General features: G+C 66.3%; 22 protein-coding genes. 11 read left to right on the top strand and 11 right to left on the bottom strand.

The window, feature by feature from the left end; genetic code table 11:
* Positions 1–67: 67 nt before the first annotated feature.
* Positions 68–2,083 (bottom strand): RNA polymerase sigma factor RpoD, encoded by a 2,016-nt coding sequence (gene rpoD / locus ACQKLX_RS09850; RefSeq protein ID WP_427361395.1) that lies wholly within the window; start codon positions 2,081–2,083, stop codon positions 68–70.
* A gap of 190 nt (positions 2,084–2,273) precedes the next feature.
* Positions 2,274–4,163: a DNA primase gene (dnaG, locus tag ACQKLX_RS09845; RefSeq protein WP_427361394.1), complete on the bottom strand. Its 1,890-nt coding sequence runs from the start codon at positions 4,161–4,163 to the stop codon at positions 2,274–2,276.
* 123 nt (positions 4,164–4,286) lie between these two features.
* On the opposite strand from dnaG, the gene ACQKLX_RS09840 reads away from it, so the two are divergent.
* From ACQKLX_RS09840 to ACQKLX_RS09825, 4 genes are all read left to right on the top strand, one after another.
* Positions 4,287–4,565, top strand: a complete 279-nt coding sequence (locus tag ACQKLX_RS09840; RefSeq protein WP_427361393.1) for a type II toxin-antitoxin system VapB family antitoxin — start codon at positions 4,287–4,289, stop codon at positions 4,563–4,565.
* Positions 4,562–4,948 carry a type II toxin-antitoxin system VapC family toxin gene (locus ACQKLX_RS09835; RefSeq protein WP_427361392.1) on the top strand — a complete coding sequence of 129 codons (387 nt, stop codon included), beginning with the start codon at positions 4,562–4,564 and terminating at the stop codon, positions 4,946–4,948. The genes ACQKLX_RS09840 and ACQKLX_RS09835 overlap by 4 nt, the downstream gene beginning before the upstream one ends.
* A complete protein-coding gene (locus tag ACQKLX_RS09830; RefSeq protein WP_427361391.1) occupies positions 4,948–5,859 on the top strand; it encodes a LysR substrate-binding domain-containing protein in 912 nt (303 codons plus the stop codon). The genes ACQKLX_RS09835 and ACQKLX_RS09830 overlap by 1 nt, the downstream gene beginning before the upstream one ends.
* A 91-nt stretch (positions 5,860–5,950) precedes the next feature.
* Positions 5,951–6,367, top strand: a complete 417-nt coding sequence (locus ACQKLX_RS09825) for an NIPSNAP family protein (RefSeq protein ID WP_427361390.1) — start codon at positions 5,951–5,953, stop codon at positions 6,365–6,367.
* An 11-nt stretch (positions 6,368–6,378) separates the two neighbouring features.
* On the opposite strand, the gene ACQKLX_RS09820 is transcribed toward ACQKLX_RS09825, so the two are convergent.
* Together ACQKLX_RS09820 and ACQKLX_RS09815 are read right to left on the bottom strand one after the other, a co-directional pair.
* Positions 6,379–6,876, bottom strand: coding sequence for a hypothetical protein (locus ACQKLX_RS09820; RefSeq protein ID WP_427361389.1), 498 nt, complete (start codon positions 6,874–6,876; stop codon positions 6,379–6,381).
* A 61-nt stretch (positions 6,877–6,937) separates the two neighbouring features.
* Entirely contained in the window at positions 6,938–7,399 is a 462-nt protein-coding gene (locus tag ACQKLX_RS09815; protein WP_427361388.1) for a GatB/YqeY domain-containing protein, read from the bottom strand.
* A gap of 135 nt (positions 7,400–7,534) precedes the next feature.
* On the opposite strand from ACQKLX_RS09815, the gene carA reads away from it, so the two are divergent.
* The 3 genes from carA to ACQKLX_RS09800 all read left to right on the top strand — a co-directional run bounded on the left by carA (position 7,535) and on the right by ACQKLX_RS09800 (position 10,095).
* Positions 7,535–8,755, top strand: a complete 1,221-nt coding sequence (carA, locus tag ACQKLX_RS09810; RefSeq protein ID WP_427361387.1) for a glutamine-hydrolyzing carbamoyl-phosphate synthase small subunit — start codon at positions 7,535–7,537, stop codon at positions 8,753–8,755.
* 14 nt (positions 8,756–8,769) lie between these two features.
* Positions 8,770–9,096 carry an NIPSNAP family protein gene (locus ACQKLX_RS09805; RefSeq protein WP_427361386.1) on the top strand — a complete coding sequence of 109 codons (327 nt, stop codon included), beginning with the start codon at positions 8,770–8,772 and terminating at the stop codon, positions 9,094–9,096.
* 189 nt (positions 9,097–9,285) lie between these two features.
* Entirely contained in the window at positions 9,286–10,095 is an 810-nt protein-coding gene (locus tag ACQKLX_RS09800) for a prephenate dehydrogenase/arogenate dehydrogenase family protein (protein WP_427361385.1), read from the top strand.
* Between the two features lie 135 nt (positions 10,096–10,230).
* Here ACQKLX_RS09800 and ACQKLX_RS09795 read toward each other — a convergent pair whose 3' ends face one another.
* Entirely contained in the window at positions 10,231–11,163 is a 933-nt protein-coding gene (locus tag ACQKLX_RS09795) for a LysR substrate-binding domain-containing protein (protein ID WP_427361384.1), read from the bottom strand.
* A 94-nt stretch (positions 11,164–11,257) separates the two neighbouring features.
* On the opposite strand from ACQKLX_RS09795, the gene ACQKLX_RS09790 reads away from it, so the two are divergent.
* Positions 11,258–12,151 carry a DMT family transporter gene (locus ACQKLX_RS09790; RefSeq protein WP_427361383.1) on the top strand — a complete coding sequence of 298 codons (894 nt, stop codon included), beginning with the start codon at positions 11,258–11,260 and terminating at the stop codon, positions 12,149–12,151.
* A gap of 120 nt (positions 12,152–12,271) precedes the next feature.
* Here ACQKLX_RS09790 and ACQKLX_RS09785 read toward each other — a convergent pair whose 3' ends face one another.
* On the bottom strand, positions 12,272–12,859 hold the full coding sequence (locus ACQKLX_RS09785; protein WP_427361419.1) for a MarR family winged helix-turn-helix transcriptional regulator: 588 nt from the start codon (positions 12,857–12,859) through the stop codon (positions 12,272–12,274).
* Positions 12,860–13,024: 165 nt separating this feature from the next.
* Here ACQKLX_RS09785 and ACQKLX_RS09780 point away from each other — a divergent pair, with 165 nt between their 5' ends.
* Both ACQKLX_RS09780 and ACQKLX_RS09775 read left to right on the top strand, forming a co-directional pair.
* Positions 13,025–13,360 (top strand): cupin domain-containing protein, encoded by a 336-nt coding sequence (locus tag ACQKLX_RS09780; RefSeq protein WP_427361382.1) that lies wholly within the window; start codon positions 13,025–13,027, stop codon positions 13,358–13,360.
* A gap of 30 nt (positions 13,361–13,390) precedes the next feature.
* The gene (locus tag ACQKLX_RS09775) at positions 13,391–13,801 is read left to right on the top strand and encodes a VOC family protein (RefSeq protein WP_427361381.1); all 411 of its coding nucleotides are present in this window, start codon (positions 13,391–13,393) and stop codon (positions 13,799–13,801) included.
* A 79-nt stretch (positions 13,802–13,880) separates the two neighbouring features.
* On the opposite strand, the gene ACQKLX_RS09770 is transcribed toward ACQKLX_RS09775, so the two are convergent.
* Positions 13,881–14,372, bottom strand: a complete 492-nt coding sequence (locus ACQKLX_RS09770; RefSeq protein ID WP_427361380.1) for an SRPBCC family protein — start codon at positions 14,370–14,372, stop codon at positions 13,881–13,883.
* The gene (locus ACQKLX_RS09765) at positions 14,369–14,740 is read right to left on the bottom strand and encodes an ArsR/SmtB family transcription factor (RefSeq protein ID WP_427361379.1); all 372 of its coding nucleotides are present in this window, start codon (positions 14,738–14,740) and stop codon (positions 14,369–14,371) included. Before ACQKLX_RS09765 ends, ACQKLX_RS09770 begins: the two co-directional genes overlap by 4 nt.
* Positions 14,741–14,860: 120 nt before the next feature.
* Between ACQKLX_RS09765 and ACQKLX_RS09760 the strand changes: the two genes are divergently transcribed.
* Entirely contained in the window at positions 14,861–15,307 is a 447-nt protein-coding gene (locus ACQKLX_RS09760; RefSeq protein WP_427361378.1) for a GNAT family N-acetyltransferase, read from the top strand.
* 19 nt (positions 15,308–15,326) lie between these two features.
* Here ACQKLX_RS09760 and ACQKLX_RS09755 read toward each other — a convergent pair whose 3' ends face one another.
* The 3 genes from ACQKLX_RS09755 to ACQKLX_RS09745 all read right to left on the bottom strand — a co-directional run bounded on the left by ACQKLX_RS09755 (position 15,327) and on the right by ACQKLX_RS09745 (position 18,167).
* Positions 15,327–16,124 carry an inositol monophosphatase family protein gene (locus tag ACQKLX_RS09755; protein WP_427361377.1) on the bottom strand — a complete coding sequence of 266 codons (798 nt, stop codon included), beginning with the start codon at positions 16,122–16,124 and terminating at the stop codon, positions 15,327–15,329.
* A gap of 34 nt (positions 16,125–16,158) precedes the next feature.
* The gene (locus ACQKLX_RS09750; protein ID WP_427361376.1) at positions 16,159–16,815 is read right to left on the bottom strand and encodes a hypothetical protein; all 657 of its coding nucleotides are present in this window, start codon (positions 16,813–16,815) and stop codon (positions 16,159–16,161) included.
* A gap of 95 nt (positions 16,816–16,910) precedes the next feature.
* Entirely contained in the window at positions 16,911–18,167 is a 1,257-nt protein-coding gene (locus ACQKLX_RS09745; RefSeq protein WP_427361375.1) for a class I SAM-dependent methyltransferase, read from the bottom strand.
* Between the last annotated feature and the right edge of the window lie 117 nt (positions 18,168–18,284).

Below are 18,284 nucleotides of genomic sequence, written 5' to 3'. Positions count from 1 at the left end.
AGCGGGAAGACCCTCGCGCTCGCACCAAATGAAACGGGGCGCCGAAGCGCCCCGTTTGATCTCCGGATCAATTGTCCAGGAAGCTCCTGAGCTTCCGGCTGCGGCTCGGGTGCTTGAGCTTGCGCAACGCCTTCGCCTCGATCTGGCGGATGCGCTCGCGGGTGACGCTGAACTGCTGGCCGACCTCTTCGAGGGTGTGGTCGGTGTTCATGCCGATGCCGAAGCGCATGCGCAGCACGCGCTCCTCGCGCGGGGTGAGCGAGGCCAGCACGCGCGTGGTGGTCTCGCGCAAATTGCTCTGGATCGCCGCGTCGATCGGCAGGATCGCGTTCTTGTCCTCGATGAAGTCGCCGAGATGCGAATCCTCCTCGTCGCCGATCGGCGTTTCGAGCGAGATCGGCTCCTTGGCGATCTTCAGGACCTTGCGCACCTTCTCCAGCGGCATGGCCAGCTTCTCGGCCAGTTCCTCCGGGGTCGGCTCGCGGCCGATCTCGTGCAGCATCTGGCGCGAGGTCCGGACGATCTTGTTGATCGTCTCGATCATGTGCACCGGGATGCGGATGGTGCGGGCCTGGTCGGCGATCGAGCGGGTGATCGCCTGCCGGATCCACCAGGTGGCATAGGTCGAGAACTTGTAACCCCGGCGGTACTCGAACTTGTCGACAGCCTTCATCAGGCCGATATTGCCTTCCTGGATCAGGTCGAGGAACTGCAGGCCGCGGTTCGTGTACTTCTTGGCGATCGAGATCACGAGACGCAGATTCGCCTCGATCATCTCCTTCTTCGCCTGCCTTGCCTCGCGCTCGCCCTTCTGGACCATCAGCACGATCTTGCGGAACTCCTGGATCTCCAGGCCGGTCTCCGAGGCCATCGTATGGATGTCCTCGCGCAGATCCTTGATCCGGTCCTTCTCCTGCGCGACGAACTCCCGCCAGCCACGCGAGCCGAGCTTGGAGACGCGCAGCAGCCACTTCGGGTCGAGCTCGCCGCCGATATGCTGCTTCAGGAAGTCGTCGCGCGCGACGCCATAGCTCTCGGCCAGGCGCAGCAGCCGGGTCTCGTGCGAGATCAGGCGCTTGTTGATGTCGTAGAGCTGCTCGACCAGCGCCTCGATGCGGTTGTTGTTGAGCGAGAGCGACTTCACCGAAACGATGATGTCGTCCTTCAGCTTCTTGTATTTGCGGTCCTGCGACGGCGAGAGCTTGGTGTTCTCCAGCCGGTTGGCGATGTCCTGGTCCTGCAGGCGGCGCAGCTTGGTGTAGTTGCTCGCGATCGAATCGAAGGTCTCGAGCACGCGCGGCTTCAGCTCGGCTTCCATCGCCGAGAGCGAGACGTTGTTCTCGATATCGTCGTCGTCCATGCCCTCGGGCGGGGTCTCGCCCTCCGGCGCAGACTCCTCGGCGGCGTCCGCACCTTCCTCGCCCTCGCCCGGCATCTGCTCCGGGTTCTTGCCGTCAGGGCCGGCATAGGTCGCTTCGAGGTCGATGATGTCGCGCAGGAGGACCTTGCCCTCGTTGAGCTCGTCGCGCCAGATGATGATCGCCTGGAAGGTCAGCGGGCTCTCGCAGAGCCCGGCGATCATCGCCTCGCGGCCGGCCTCGATGCGCTTGGCGATCGCGATCTCGCCCTCGCGCGAGAGCAGCTCGACCGAGCCCATCTCGCGCAGATACATGCGGACGGGGTCGTCGGTGCGCTCGGTCGGCTCGAGATTGCGCTTGGTCTCGACCGGCAGCGCCGAGCGCTGGGCCTCGACGAGATCGCCGCCCTCGGCCTCGTCCTCGCCATCGTCCTTGCCGCGGGCCGCGCGCTCTTCGCCGGCCGCTTCCGGGTCCTCGTTGTCGACGACGTTGATGCCCTGCTCGCTGAGCTGGCCGAGCACGTCCTCGATCTGCTCGGAGGAGAACTCCTCCGAAGGCAGGACCTCGTTCAATTCGTCATAGGTGACATAGCCGCGCTTCTTGGCGAGCTTGATCATCCGCTTGACGGCCTGATCGGTGAGATCGAGGAGCGGGCTGTCCGTGCTCGGGGGCGCTTCCGGAGAACCCGGTTCGGACTTGTCCCGCTCGCTCACTTTGGTCGCCATCAATCAGCGCTCCGCCTTCTTGCGCGCCGGCGCTGTCGCTCCGACGCATAAAAGGGCGCCGCGGCAGCCGTCGCTGCCGCGCACCCACCCAAATCATCCACCGCAGATAGCGCCGACCATCGTTGATGAATCGTGCACCATCTCGAAAACCGCCCTCGATCCGCCGACGAAAGGCAACGCGCCAGCCTGGCTACTTGTCAGAATTAGCCTCGGTCCCCTCGATCGTCTCGAGGCGGGCCTTGACGTCCTTCATCCAGGCGAAATTGGCTTCCGTTGGTTCGTCAGCCAATGCGCGTTCGGCTGCCTTCAGCTCGCTATGTAGCGTGCGTGCGCGATGATGCAAGACGAGAGCCTGACGAATCGAATCAAAAACCGATTCCGGATCAGCACTTTGCGCCAGCTTCAGCCGCTCGGCCGGCTGGGTGACGGCGAGCAGCGCCGCCTGCGCTTCGGCGACACGCCCCTGCTCCAGCCGCCGTCCGAACGCCTCCTGGTCGAAGGCGCCGTCGATCGCCGCGTCGAGCAGCGCCTGGCGGAAGCGCTCAGCCGCCGTCCCGTCGAGTGCGAGCTCGGCGATCTCGTCGACGCAGCGCATGACGAGGTCGGGATGGCTCGCCAAAGCGAGCAGGATGAACGCTTCGCGCTGATTCTCGCCATGCCGCCGCTGCATCAACGGCGAACTGCTGAGCTGCGGACTCGGTCGCACCAGCGAAAGCGGCGCCCTCTCCGGGCCCCGGGGAAAGCCGCGCCCGCCACGTGGATTTCCGCCACCTCCGTTCTGGCGCCGTCCCTCGAAGCGCTCCTGCTGCGGCGGCGCGAAGAGCTGGCCGATGCGCTCGTCGATCTCGCGGCGATAGTGCCGGCGCGTCGCCTCGTCACGAATCAGGCCGAGCGGCTCCTTCAGCCGTCGCTCGAAGGCGGCGCGCCGCTCGGGCGTATCGAGTTGGCTCGCCTCGAACTCGCGGGCCCAGAGCATATCGACCAGCGGCTTTGCCGCCCCAATCACCTCGGCAACGGCGGGTTTGCCGCCCGAGCGGGCGAGGTCGTCGGGGTCCTGGCCTTCCGGCAACAGCGCGAAGGAAAGCGAGCGGCCGGGCTCGAGCAGCGGCAGCGCAAGATCGATCGCCCGCCCCGCCGCCTTGCGGCCGGCCTTGTCGCCGTCGAGGCAGATCACCGGCTCGCCCGCCATCCGCCAGAGCAGTCCGAGCTGATCCTCGGTCAATGCCGTGCCGAGCGGCGCCACCACCTGCGGGAAGCCGGCAAGCGTCATGGCGATGACGTCGACATAGCCCTCGACCACGATCACCTGGCCGGTGTCGTGCGCGGCTTTCCGGGCATTATGGTGGTTGAACAGCAGCGCGCCCTTGTGGAAGAGCGGCGTCTCCGGCGAGTTCAGGTACTTGGCGGGCACGTCGGCGCTCATCGCCCGGCCGCCGAAGGCAATCACCCGCCCGCGCGCATCATGGATCGGGAACATGATCCGGTCGCGGAAGCGGTCATAGGGCACGGCGATCTCCTCGCCATGCACCAGCAGCCCGGTCTCCATCATCGCATCGACGCCGACGCCCTTGGCCGCGAGATGGTCGCGCAGCGCGAATCGGTCGGGCGGCGCATAACCCATGCGGAAGAGCTTGCGCGCCTCGCCTTCGAGCCCGCGCCCTGACAGGTAGCGCCGCGCCAGCCCACCACGCTCGGATTGCAATTCGGCCTCGAAGAAGCGCGCCGCCAGCTCGACGACCTCGTGCAGCCCCTTACGCTTCTCCTCCTGCGCCTGCGCCTCGAAGGAGACCTTCGGCAAGGTGACACCGGCCTCGGAAGCGAGCTTCTCGACCGCTTCGGGGAAGGAGAGCCCTTCGGTCTCCATCACGAACTTGAAGATGTCGCCATTCTTGCCGGAGGAGAAATCGAAGAAGGAGCCCTTCTGGTCGTTGACGAAGAAGGACGGCGTCTTCTCGGCGTTGAAGGGCGAGAGCCCCTTCCATTCCCGGCCGGCCTTGGCGAGGCGCACGCGCTTGCCCACGACCGCCGAGACAGGCAGCCGCGCCTTGATCTCCTCAAGGACGGAGGGCGGGAACTTCATGGCTTCCTATCTGGCTGCTGCGAGCCGGCTTGCCAACCGCGGAAACCGCCGAGGCCGAGCTTATGGTCCATATCCACAGCAAGCCCCATATGATAAAGAAAATCACGGAAAAGGAAGAAAGCCGTGGCGCTCAACATCAAGGACCCGGAGACCGAGAAGGTGGTGCGCCAGCTGGCGCGCCGGCGCGGGCTCAGCCTGACCGAAGCCGTGCGCATGGCCGTCAGGAGCGAGCTCGACAAGGATGAATTGTCCGAGGAGGAGAAGGCGCGGCGGGTGGCGGCGGCGCATGAGCGGATGCAAGCGCTCTACAAGAAATACAACGTCAAGCCTGCCGAGCGCGCTATGACGAAGGAAGAGATGGACGATATCCTCGGCTATGACGAGAACGGCATCTGGTCGTGATCGTCATCGAAACCTCAGCAGTGGTCGCCTGCCTGACCGATGAGCCGGAAGCTGCCGAGTTCGCCAGGAGAATAGCACTCGCCCGGCGTCGCCTCATGTCGAGCGTCAACCTGTTGGAAGCACGCCTCGTTCTGGTCTTCTCGAAGGGCATTCCCGCCGAGATCGTCGATGATTTCCTGGCGAACGAAAACATCGAGGTCATCGCCTTCGACGAACCGCTTTCCAATCTCGCCTTCGACGCTTATCGCCGCTACGGCAAGGGCCGCCATCCCGCCAAGCTGAACATGGGCGACTGCGCGGCATACGCTCTCGCCAAATCGCGCGGCTGGCCCCTGCTCTACAAGGGTGAGGATTTCACCCAGACCGATATCGAGCGGGCCTGATGCCTCCCGCGGTCGAGACGCGGCTGCTGCGCCAGTTCACCGCCGTGGCCGAGGAACTCAACTTCCACCGTGCCGCCGAACGGCTGCACATGGCGCAGCCGCCGCTCAGCCAGGCGATCCGCAAGCTTGAGGACACGCTCGGCTTATCTCTGTTCGAGCGTAGCAATCGCAGCGTCGCGCTGACGCCCGCAGGCGCGGCCTTCCTCGGCAGCGCCCGGCGCGTCCTGGCCCAGCTCGACGAAGGCATCCGCGAGGCGCAGGCCGTCGCCTCCGGCAAGGCCGGCCGGCTTGCGATCGGCTTCGTCGGCACCGCCCATGACCTGCTGCCGACGGCGCTGCGCCGCTTCCGCGCCGAATATCCCGGCATCGAGATTATCCTGCGCGAGGCGACCACGGGCGAGCAGCTCGCGGCGATCACCTCAGGCGAGGCCGATATCGGCCTGATGCGCCATCCCGGCATCATCGTCGCGCAGCTCGCCAGCGAATGCCTGCTGCGCGAGCCGATCCTCGCCGCATTGCCGGACGATCACCCACTCGCCGGGCAGGCGAACATCCTTCTCGCCGCGCTTGCCGGCGACGATTTCATCGGCACGCCGCGCCAGCTCGGCGTCGGCTTTCACGACCAGATCATCGGGCTCTGCCGCCTCGCCGGCTTCTCGCCACGCATCATCCAGGAAGCCCGCCAGATGCAGACCATCGCCAGCCTGGTCGCAAGCGGGCTCGGCGTCGCACTGATCCCGGCCTCGCTTGCGCTGATGCCACGCGCCGGCGTCGCCTTCCGGCCGATCGCTGTCGAAGCGCCGCCGGAGATGAGGCATGTCGAGCTGATCGCCGCCTGGGATGCGACACGCGGCTCGCCGGCGCGAAACAACTTCCTCGCCGTGCTCAGGCAGGTCGCGCGCGATATGTAATTCATATCAAAATAGAACGAACAATATATTTTACGACGACCATAGCGGCTGGCACCTTCGCCTCGACAGCAACCAGCGAGGAGTCTTCGCCATGCCACCCCGCTTGCGACGATGGGGCCTGATCGCAGCGGCCCTGACCGCAGCCACCCTTGTCACCATCCCGACCTCGGCAACAGAACGAGCGACCATGATCGAGCAACTGCGTATCTACGAGATCTTCGAGAGCAACAAGGACGCCTTCCACGCCCGCTTCCGCGACCACGCCGCCCGCATCATGAAGACCTATGGCTTCGACATCGCGACGATGTGGGAGGCCAAGACCAAGGACCGAACCGAGTTCGTTTACGTGCTGCGCTGGCCGAGCGAGGCGACGATGCGCGAAAGCTGGGCCCGCTTCATGCAGGATGCGGAGTGGTCGAAGATCAAGGACAGCAGCGCCGCCGAGCACGGCCGCATGGTCGGCGCGATCGAGGAGCGGGTGATGCGGCGCACGAGCTATTCGCCGTAAGCAGCCGGCTCCTACGGGCAGCTCAGCGGATCGCCGGCCAGGGCCTTTGCCACGCCATCCGTCGGCAGCAGGACCGAGGCTTCGGCGGCGCGCAATTCGATCCTCTTCGCCTCGCGCAGATCCGTCACGACCGGCTGCATCTCCGAGAGGCCGAAGTCGCGACTTGGCGTCCAGGTCAGTTCGACCTCGTCGACGCCAGCCTGGGCCTTGACCGGCACGCGCGTCGCCTTGCCGTCGGCCACGATCTCGATCGCCGACGGCAAGGCATCCTTGAGCTGCGTCTTGGGCAGGACGGCCATCAGATAGGGACCGGCCGCGATCGCCGGATTGGCGCGCGCCGCCGCTGGATCCCCGCAATAGAAGGTGAGCCGCGTCCCGTCGGCGCCGCTCACCCCGGCATAGGAGGTGCCCATCTGGTAGCCGGTGCCCCAGCCCTCCGACTGGGCGAGGACAATGGGACCTTGCAAGGCGAGGCCGAGCGCGATGACAGCAACCCACTGTTTCGACATCGGAAGCCTCCTTTGCCGAAACGCAGCCCCGTCGACATGGCGGAAATGCCGCTCCGGCTGATCAGCCGCCCAGCAACTGCTTTACCATAGGGGAGACCTTGGCGAAGTCCATCTGGCCGGCATAGGCCCCGCGCAGCGCGCCGATCACCTTGCCCATGTCCTTCACTGCGGATGCGCCGGTTTCGGCGATGACCTCCTCGATCGCCGCCTTGATCTCCTCGTCACTCATCTGCTTGGGCAAATAGGAGGAGATCACCGCGACTTCGGCGCGCTCGCCCTCGGCGAGCTCGGGACGGCCATTGGCGTCGTAGATCGCGATCGATTCCTGGCGCTGCTTGATCATCTTCTGCAGCAAGGCGAGAATCTCGTCGGCCGAGGCCTCGCCCTTGCCGGCGCCGCGCGCCTCGATGTCCTTGTCCTTCAGCGCCGCCTGGACCAGGCGGATGGCGGCGACCTTGCCCTTCTCGCCGGCCTTCATCGCGGTCTTGAGGTCGGCGGTGAACTGCTCGCGCAGGTTGGACATGATGTTACGAACCTTCTTCATTCATTGACGGAGCACGGTCAGCCGATTAAGGCTCGCGCTCCAGACCGGCCGCGCCAATATGCGCGCAGCCTTCACGCTTGCCGCAGCTTCCAGCGGCCTGGACGAGACATAGACATGACCGCTCACGAAGGAAACCCCGCCTCGCAAGGCTGGCAAGAGGGCTGGGTTGAGCCGCGCGCTACTGCGGTACTGGTGCTGGCCGACGGCACGGTGCTGGAGGGCTTCGGCCTCGGCGCCGTCGCGCAGGCTCCCGGCGAGGTCTGCTTCAACACGGCGATGACCGGCTATCAGGAGATCCTGACCGACCCGTCCTATGCCGGGCAGATCATCACCTTCACCTTCCCGCATATCGGCAATGTCGGCGTCAACGAGGACGACACCGAGACGGTCAACGCCGCCGCCTCCTCCGGCGTGCGCGGCGTCGTGCTGCATGCCGAAGTCACCCAGCCCTCAAACTGGCGTGCCGCCAAGCATCTCGACGCCTGGCTCAAGGCCCGGGGCATCGTCGGCATCTGTGGCGTCGATACCCGGGCGCTGACTACGCTGATCCGCGAGAACGGCATGCCCAACGCCGTCATCGCTCATGATCCGGCCGGCAATTTCGACATCGAGGCCCTGAAGAAGGAGGCCGCGGCCCTGCCCGACATGGCCGGGCTCGACCTCGTGCCCCTCGTCGCCGCGACCCAGCGCTATGATTGGGACGAGACACCCTGGCAGTGGCCGCGCGGCTACGGCAAGCGCGACAGCGCGGCGCACCGTGTCGTCGCCATCGACTACGGCGTCAAGCGCAACATCCTGCGCCTGCTGGCCAAGGCCGGCTGCGAGGTCGAGGTCGTGCCTTCGACCGCCTCGGCCAAGGACATCCTCGCCCTCAATCCCGACGGCGTCTTCCTGTCGAACGGCCCGGGCGACCCGGCCGCGACCGGCGAATATGCCGTGCCGGTGATCAAGGAACTCCTCGACCTGAAGATCCCGACCTTCGGCATCTGCCTCGGCCACCAGATGCTGGCGCTCGCCATCGGCGGCCAGACCATGAAGATGAAGCAGGGCCATCACGGCGCCAATCATCCGGTCCAGGACAAGACCACCGGCAAGGTCGAGATCGTCTCGATGAACCACGGCTTCGCCGTCGATCCGGCGACGCTGCCGGCCAACGCGACCGAGACCCATGTCTCGCTCTTCGACGGCTCGAACTGCGGCATCGCCCTGAACGACCGCCCGGCCTTCAGCGTCCAGCACCATCCGGAAGCTTCGCCGGGCCCGCAGGACAGCCATTATCTCTTCACCCGCTTCGTCGAATTGATGGAAGCGGAGAAGGCGAAGAAGGCCGCCTGATCACGGAGGGTGCCATGATCCACCAGTTGCGCATCAACGAGATCTTCGAGCGCAACAAGGCGGCATTCCACGCCCGCTTCCGTGATCATGCCAGCCGGATCATGGCCCACCACGGCTTCCGCATCCTGTCGATGTGGGAGACGCGCAGCGCCGGTCGCACGGAGTTCGCCTATCTCCTCGCCTGGCCCGATCTCGAGACCAAGGCGGCGCGCTGGGCGAGCTTCATGGCCGATCCCGAATGGATCGAGATCAAGCGCGTCAGCGTCATCGAGCACGGCGACCTCGTCGGCGCGATCGAGGACCGGGTGCTGCTGCCGACCGACTATTCGCCGCCCCTGTGATTGGCCGCTGTGATTGACAGGGCGCCGCGCCCGCGCTCTAAGCACGCCATGACCTTCGCCTGCCTGCTCGCCCGCAATTATTACGCCCCGTCCTCATAGAGGCGGTGGCATCTTCATGTCTCAACCGCCGCGCTGGCGGTTGAAATCAGGCAGTCACCCGGCATCGCGGCCCCTCCAGAGGAAAACGCGATGCTGACCCCGAACACCACCAATCTCTCCGTCGGCCTGATGGGCTTCGGCGCCTTCGGCCGCCTGATCGCCCGCCACCTCAAGCCGCATTGCCGCTTGCTGGCCTTCGACCCGGCATTGCCGGCCGATGCCGCCTCAGGCGGGATCATCGCCGCCGATCCGGCCGAGATCGCCGCCTGCGACATCGTCATCCTCGCCGTGCCGGTTGCAGCCCTCTCCGAGGCGATCGCGACCTTGCGGCCGCATCTGCGCGCCGGCGCGATCGTCGTCGATGTCGGCTCGGTCAAGATCGGCCCGGCCGCGACCATGCTTGCCGAGCTGCCCGATGACGTCGAGATCGTCGGCACCCATCCGTTGTTCGGCCCGCAGAGCGGACGCAATGGCATTGCCGGCCTGAAGATCGCGATCTGCCCGATCCGCGGCGCCAGCGCCTGGCACATCGCAGCCTTCCTGCGCCGGGTGCTGCGCCTCAAGGTCATCATGACGACGCCGGAGGCGCATGACCGCGAGGCGGCCATGGTCCAGGGCCTGACCCATCTCATCGCCAAGATCCTGGTCCGGATGGAGCCCTTGCCACGCCGGATGACCACGGCGAGCTTCGATCTTTTGATGCGCGCGACCGAGATGGTCCGCCATGACAGCCCGGCCGTCTTCCTCGCCATCGAGCAGGCCAACCCGCATGCGAGGCCGGTGCGCGACCGCTTCTTCGCCCTCGCCGAGGAGATGCGGACGCACCTCAACCGGGATGCTGCAGAACCGTTCAACCAGCGAAGAGCGGGAGCCCTCTCCTGGAAGGAGAGGGTTGGGTGAGGTGTTCGGATTAAAAACGTTAGCGTGCCCTCAACCGCGCGGTCGGGCCTCGCTGGGCTGGTCTGATCTCCTACTCCTCACCCTGCCCTCTCCTTCCAGGAGAGGGTTCCCCGCGCCCTTTCGACCAGCGATCGCTCAGGCTGCCTTCGCTTCGGTCCTCAGGAAACCCGCCAGCTTGCTCGCCGGCAGCCCGGCCTCGGTCGCGATCCTTGTCGCCAATGCCACGGCGGCGGGGCGCGGCTGGCCCATCGGCCGGTCGAGCCAGTAGGAGACCGGGTTCAGCGCGGTGCGCTGATCGACCCTGACGATCCGCCCGGCATCGACTTGCGCCTGCGCCAGGGGCGGACGCGATAGCGCGACGCCGAGCCCACAGGCAGCAGCGTCGAGCACGAGATTGTAGTCCTCGAAACGGCGGTCGTTCACACGGGGCCGGAAATCCAGCCCCTGGGCATTGAACCAGGCGCGCCAGCCGGCGGCGTCCGAATCATGGATCAGCGGCTGGTCGAGGAAGCGCTCCGGCTTGCCTTCGCCGATCGCCCTGGCCAGCTCGGGCGAGGCGACGGGGTAGCACCATTCCTCGAAGAGCTGCACCGAGACCCGGCCAGGCGTGCCACCCCGGCCGCAGCGAATGGCAAGGTCGATCCCCTCCTCTTCAAGGTCGACCTTGCGATGGTCGACCTGCAGCATGATCCGCACGGCAGGATCGCCGCTTTCCAGACGCTGCCAGCGCGGCATCAGCCAGAGCGAGCAGACCGACGGCGTCGCGCTGAAACGCACCACCGCCGCCCCGCGCGGCTCGCTCCAGCGATCGGATGAATCCGCGAAGACCGAGAAGGCTTCCTGCGTGCGCTGGAACAGGCGCTGCCCCTCCGGCGTCAGCGCGACGCCGCGGGCCTGCCGCTCGAACACGCGCAGGCCGAGCCAGTGCTCGAGCTTGGCGACCTGCCGCGAGACCGCGCCATGCGTCAGGTTCAGTGCCTCGGCCGCGGCCGAGAAGCTGCCGGAGCGGGCAGCGGCCTCGAAGGCGCGCAGCGTGTCTAAGGGCGGAAGTGGCGAGCTGTGATCCATGCTCACAGCTCGTCATTGAATTACTCGTTTGTCAATCAGCTCGCCGAGGCGCTTATCGGAGGCGAACCGTCATTCGCCCTTGATGAGGCCCGTCATGACAACCGTCCCCTCGGCCACCCGACCCGGCTCCACCCTCGACGCCATGCTGCTCTTCACCATCCCCTTCACCGTGATCGCCTGGGCCTCCTCCTTCCCGGCGATCCGGGCCGGCCTTGCCGGCTTCGGCGCGCTCGAACTGGCGGCGCTGCGCTTTGCCATCGCCGGCGTCTTCGCCGCGCTCTTCCTGGCCGTGACGCGCCCGAAGCTGCCCGAGCGCGCCGACATCTGGCGCTTCCTCACTGGCGGCATCGTCTTCATCGCGCTCTATGCGATCTTCCTCAATCTCGGCCAGCGCGTCGTCCCGGCGGGCGCGGCGAGCTTCATCATCAACACCAACCCGATCATGACGGCGGCGCTCGCCATGCTGGTCCTGAACGAGCGCTTCAGCGCCCTCGCCTGGGCCGGCACCGCGCTGGCCTTCGCCGGCATCGGCGTGATCGCCGTCGGCAACGGGCTCGACCTCAATATCGGCGTCAGCGTCTTGCTGATCCTCGGCGCCGCGCTGTGCAACTCGGTCTCGACCGTGGTGCAGAAGCCGCTCTTTGCCCGCCACAAGCCGCTCACCGTCGCGGCCTGGAACATGGCCATCGGCGGCGTCGCCCTCACCCCCTTCCTGCCCGGCGCGCTGGAGCAGTTGCCGGCGGCCCCGTCGCAGGCGATCTGGTCGGTGGTCTGGCTTGCCCTGGTCTCCAGCGTCGTCGCCTACGGCACCTGGGCGATCACCCTATCGCGCCTGCCGGCCGCCCGCGCCGCCAATTTCCAGTACTGCGTGCCGCCGGCCGCGATGCTGATCAGCTTCATCTGGCTCAGCGAGGTCCCGACCGCGCTCGGCCTGATCGGCGGCGCCATGGCGCTTGCGGGGGTGGTGCTCGTCAACCTGAAGCGGTGAGACCAGCCCGCGCGGGATCCCCTCTCCTGGAAGGAGAGGGGTAGGGGTGAGGTGTTCGGACTGCAAACATTGGCTTGAACCTGACCGCGCGGTGAGCCCTCGCGGCACTGGTCCAATCGCCTACACCTCACCCTGCCCTCTCCTTCCAGGAGAGGGTTCCCCGCGCTCTTCCTCGTTCTGTCGCGAGTTCGCCTCGATCCCCAAAATCAGCTTGCGCAGCAGCCCCGCCAGCACCTCTCGCTCCTGCGCATCGAGCGGCTGCAAAAAAGCCAGCTCGCTCGCCATGTCCGTGCGAAAGGCCTGCTCGGCCAGCGCCGCGCCCGCCTCGGTCAGCGCCACCTGCACGCTGCGCCCGTCCTTCGGCGACTTCTCGCGCCGGATCAGCCCGGCCTTCTCCAGCCGGTCGAGCCGGTGGGTCAGCCCACCCGAGGAAATCATCAGGAGCGCATACATCTCCGTCGGCGTCAGCCGGTAGGGCGGCCCCGAGCGCTTCAGCGTCCCGATCACGTCGAACTCGCCGCGGTCGAGCCCGAAGCCCGCGAAAGTCGCCTCGATGCTCGGCCGGATCATGTTGCCGAGCCGGAAGGCGCGGCCGAGGATCGCCATCGGCTCGGTGTTCAGATCGGGCAGCTCCCGTGCCCATTGCCGGCGCAGCCGATCCACATGATCCTCCATCATACGATCTTGGTTCTGCGATTCGTCTGCCATTTCAGCGCCTTGGCTGTTGGGTTCCCAGCAAACAGACATACACGCCGCGCCGGCCACCGCCAAGATATCTCGACGCGAAGATAATTATCTTGACGAGAAGATATCTCTCGATTAGATATCTTCTCGCAAAGATAACTCACTTCACGACCAGCCAGGGAGGCAGTCATGTTCAACGTCCTTCGGTCCGAAGATCAGCAGCGCGGCGCCAACCGCACGGTGCGTTTCGAGGGCGAGGCGCTCGGCGGCCCGGTCTCGTTCTTCATCGTCGACGCCGAGCCGGGCCAGGGCTCGATGCTGCACGTCCACCCCTATTCCGAGACCTGGATCGTCCGGAAGGGCGAGGCCGAGTTCACAGTCGGGGGGCAGACCACCCGCGGCCATGCCGGCGACATCGTCGTCGCCGCGCCGGATGTCCCGCACCGTTTCGAGAATGTTGGCGAAGGCCGGCTCGAACTGATCTGCGTCCACCCGAACGAGCGGATTCTGCAGCAGAACCTTTGACGATCACCGACCACACCAGGGAGAACCACCATGCCCAAGATGCTCTTCGTCAACCTGCCCGTCGCCGACCTTTTCGCCGCGACCCGCGTCTACGAAGCGATCGGCTGCAAGCAGAACCCGGATTTCAGCGACCACCAGGCTTCCAGCATGGTCTGGTCGGATACGATCACCTTCCACCTGCTGACCCGCGACTTCTTCGCGACCTTCATCAGCAAGCCCGTTGCCGACGCCCATGCCGGGGCGCAGGTGCTGCTGGCGCTCACCTTGGAGAGCCGCGCCGAGGTCGACGCCATGGTTGCGGCGGCAGCCGCCGCCGGTGGCAAGGCCGATCCGCGCCCCGCGACCGATCTGGGCTGGCTTTATAACCGCGCCTTCGAAGACGCCGACGGCCACACTTTCGAGGCGGTCTTCGCCGACATGGCGGCGATGCCGGCGAGCTGAGCAGGCGCGAGCCTCTCCCCAAAAAAGAAAAAGGGCAGCGCAGAGCGCTGCCCTCTCGGTCGACCGGCTTGCCTCGCCGTCAGGCCTTCAGGCCTCCGGCCTTGATGTACTCGACCATCTGGTTGACCACCGTGCCCCAGCCATCGTGGAAGCCCATTTCCTCGTGCTGCTTGCGGCTGCCATCGCTGCCATGGATAGCGACAGCCCGATAATGCGTGCCGCTGCCGTCCCTGGCGAGGTCCAGGATGGCGGTGAAGAACGGGTTCGGCGAAGGCCGATAACCGCCGAGCAGCGTGTCGGTCATGATCAGCCGCTCCAGCGGCTTCACCTCGAGATAGCACTGGGTGTTGGGATATTCCTCGCCCTCGGGCGAGCGCATGGTGAAGTTGATGGCGCCGCCGGGACGCAGGTCGAGGTCGCAGGCGGTGATCACCCACGGCTTGGGCGCGAACCAGTTGCGCAGGTGCTCCGGCGTCGTCCAGGCACGCCAGACGAGCTCGACCGGGACATCGAGCTTGCGTTCGAGCACCAGGTCGAGCTCGGGATTGATGGTGATCGCAGACAGGGTCATTTGCTCTCCTCTTCCTTCAGGCTCATGACATAGGCGTCGAAGCGGTCGAGACGGCGCGTCCACAGATTGCGCTGACGCCCGAGCCAGTCCTCGGCGAGCTTCAATTGATCGGCGGCGAGCTCGTAGGTCCTGACCCGCCCGGCCTTGTGCGAGCGCACGAGGCCGCTGGTCTCGAGCACCTTGAGGTGCTCGACGAAGGACGGCAGCGCCATCTTGTATGGCGCGGCAAGCTCGCTCACCGAGGCCGGCCGCGCGGTCAGGCGCTCCAGCACATTGCGCCGCGTCGGGTCCGACAGCGCCCGGAAGATCTGGTCGACGATGACGGCATCGGCCGCCTGTGGTGCACCCGTGCCGATCTGCGGTGTCACGACATCCTCCCCTGTGCCGGCGGCCTTGATAGGTGGACTCAATACTTAGGTCAATTCCTTAGTTTTAAAAACACGGCATCAACGCTCCCCATAAGAGCAAACCCTTGCTACCGATGCAGGATGACCGAGCCCCCGAAACGGCTCGAACGCAGCGACATGGACGCCGCAGCGATCGTGCACCGTACGAGTTTCGCCGAACGCCTGCCCTGGCTCGCCGGGTTGCACACGCCCGAGGAGGATCGCGCCTATTTCCGGAGCGCCGTCTTCGACGAATGCGAGGTATGGGGCACGTTCGACGAGCCGGCGCTGACCGGCTTCATCGCCTTCCGCGCCGGCTGGATCGATCAGCTCTATGTGCTGCCGGCCTATCAGGGCCGTGGTATCGGCAGCTCATTGCTGGAGGTCGCGCAGGCTCGCCACTCCGAGCTGAGCCTCTGGACGTTCCAACGCAACGCCATCGCCAGGCGCTTCTATGAGAGACAAGGCTTCGTCGCGGCCGAACTGACCGACGGGGTGCGCAATGAAGAGCGCGAGCCCGACATCCGCTATGTCTGGCGCAGGCCCTGACCAGCGCGCGAGGCTTGGCTCACGCCTCCGCAAACAGCCGCCGCTGCAATTCGTCCCACAGCTCCGGCGTTTGCGCCGCCAGGATGCCGAAGCCCTGCTCGGCCGGCCTGTAGGGGCGTCCGTCGAAGCGGGCCGCCCGACCTCCGGCCTCTTCGAGGAAGAGCGTGCCCGGCGCATGGTCCCAGGGCAGACCACGCCAGAACACCACGAAATGCTGCTCGCCGCGCACGATCGCCGGGTATTCCTCGCCTGCGCAATGCATGCCGGGCAGGATGGCGGCGAGGTCGCGGCCATTGGCCTGCACCCGCGCCGTGGTCTCCGCCGGCAGGAAGCGGGTGAGCACGCCGCCGCGCAGCCCGGCCCAGTGCGGCGGCTGCCCGACCCTGACGCGCTCGCCATCGATCCAGGCGCCGGAGCCGCGCTCGGCGACGTGAAGCGCCCCGGTCGCCGGGCTCAGCATCCAGGAGGCGACGGGCTCGCCCTCGCGCAGCAGCGCCACCATCATCGAGAAGCACGGGCTGCCCTTGACGAAATTGGCGGTGCCGTCGACGGGATCGACGACGAAGACCGTGCCCTCCCCCAGCCCTTCGAGCAGCTCCGGCCGGGCCGAGACAGCTTCCTCGCCGATCACCCGCGAGCCGGGCAACAGCGCCGGAAGCCGGACATTGAGCAGCCGCTCGGCTTCCTCGTCGGCGATCGTGACCTCCTCGCCCGGCGATTTCACCCGGACCTCGGTCTCACCCAGCTTCCGGAAGCGCGGCATCACCACCTCGGCCGCGACCTCGCGCAGCACGTCCGAAACCTGTTCGATCAGCATGGTCGAGCTGCTCCTGAAATCCAGATGTTCGCCATCATTGCAGGAAACCCGCCTGGACGAGCTGCCGTGAGAGATCGGCCGAGACGCGCTCGACGCCGAGTTCGGTCGGCCCTGCTCGCCAGACCCGCTTGTCCGCGTCTCCGGTCAGCACGATCTCAGTCGCAACCTGACGTGTCAGCGGCGCTGTCGCGAAAGCGTCGACCATGCCGCGCAGCATGACTGTCGAGGGCATGCTGTCAGCGCCTCCGATCTCGCTCGCTCCGGCGCGAGCCCTCAACTGGCGAAGCGCCGGCACGGCATCCGGCACCGCGCATGCGAGCTCGACCCTCGCCAGGTGAGAACCGGTCGGCAATTGCGCCCCGACATGCGCTGCCTCCGCCTGGCACCGGACGCGCTTGCTCGCCTCGACCATAAGCCGCGCGAACAGCTTCAGTTGCTCGCGGCCGGCGCCGGCCGGAGGCCTCGACATGGCATGCTTGAGAGTCCAGCCGATCGGATCGGCGGTCCGCTTCAGGTCGATATAGTTGATCCCGCCGTTCGAAGCGCCCCATTCGCGCTGCAGGCGCAAGGCGCTCGTCCGATCGTAGTTGAGCCATGCCCGGTAGTAGAGCTCCGCGGTCTGTTCCGCCGTGAGCGGCGAAGCCTGAGCCGCCGCGCCGCAGACGCCAGCGGCCCAGATTATGCAGATCAACAGAAGTTTTGGCAGATGGCTTATCCACCTCGTCACAGGCCGCCTTCGTGTTGAGACCGGGCTGATGCGAGGGCCAACTGGATTCGACAGCGCTGTCAAAATCCCCTCGCCTCCAGCTCGGCTTCCGCCTCAGTGATATAATCCCGGATCACCGGCACGGCGCTCTTGTGCGGGCCGAGCAGCAGCTGGAAGACCATGTCGCCGCCGATGTCGAAGGAGATCGAGCAGGCGGAGAGGTAGAACTCCCACATCCTCGCGAAGCGCTCGCCCAGCATCGCGACCACCTCCGGCCGGTGCGCCATGAAGCGCTCGCGCCAGGCCTCCAGCGTCCAGTGATAGTGCCGGCGCCAGAACTCGCAGTCGGAATGCCAGAGCCCGGTCTGCTCGACCGCGGCGAAGACCTCCGACAGCGCCGGCGCATAGCCGCCGGGGAAGATGTACTTGTCGAAGAACGGGCCGGTGAAGCCGGGCGGGCCGACGCGGCCGATGCAATGGACCAGCGCGATCCCGTCGGGGGTCAAGAGGTCGCGGATCTTCTCGAAATATTCGAGGTAATGCGCGACGCCGACATGCTCCATCATGCCGACCGAGACCACGCGGTCGAAGCTCCCGGTCAGTTCGCGATAGTCCTTGTTGATGAAGCTGACGGCATCGCCGACGCCGGCGGCTTCCGCCCGCTTCTGAGCGGCTGCCATCTGGTCGGGCGAGACGTTGAGGCCGGTCACCTTCGCGCCGCAAGCCTTGGCGAGATAGATCGAGAGCTCGCCCCAGCCCGAGCCGATGTCGAGCACGCGCATGCCGGGCTCGATCTTCAGCTTGGCGGCGAGATGCCGGAGCTTGGCCTTCTGCGCGGCCTCGAGCCCAACCTCGGGGCTGTGCCAGTAAGCGCAGGAATAGGTCATGGTGTCGTCGAGCCAGAGCCGGTAGAACTCGGTCGGGATGTCGTAGTGGTGCTTGACCTTCTTGCCGGCGACGCCGAGCGGATTGTGCATCCGCCAGCGCCTTATCTTGAAACGCATCTTGCGGATCGCCGCCTGCAGCGGGTGCTTGCGCAGTTCGCCGCGCTGGATCCAGAACAGCGTCAGAAGGTCATGAATCGTCGAGCCGTCCTCGAACTCGATCCGCTGGTCCATATAGCCTTCGGCCAGCGCCAGCTCCGGATTGAGGAAGAGCTCGCGCTCGATCTTCGTATCCTTGAAACGCGCCGTCACCTCGCCGGCGACGACGGGCTTTCCGGCGAAGGTGAACTCGGTCCGGCCCGGCCCGAAGACATGCCGCTGTCCATCCGGAGCGATCACGGTCAGCCGGCCCTTGCGGATCGAACGCTTCAGCAGTTTCGGCAACAGCAGCATGGTCGGGCAGGCTCCGGTCGGTCGGCGCGGGCTATTGGCTCGCCTGAGGCAGCACAAACCTTGCGTGCAATCAACCTGACTCCACAGTCATCGCAGCCATGCTAGGGCTTAGGGCGA

The sequence above is a fragment of the Allobosea sp. NPDC003192 genome, assembly GCF_050275675.1.
In the GTDB taxonomy this organism is placed as follows: domain Bacteria; phylum Pseudomonadota; class Alphaproteobacteria; order Rhizobiales; family Beijerinckiaceae; genus Allobosea.
This window is presented reverse-complemented; position numbering and strand designations above follow the sequence as displayed.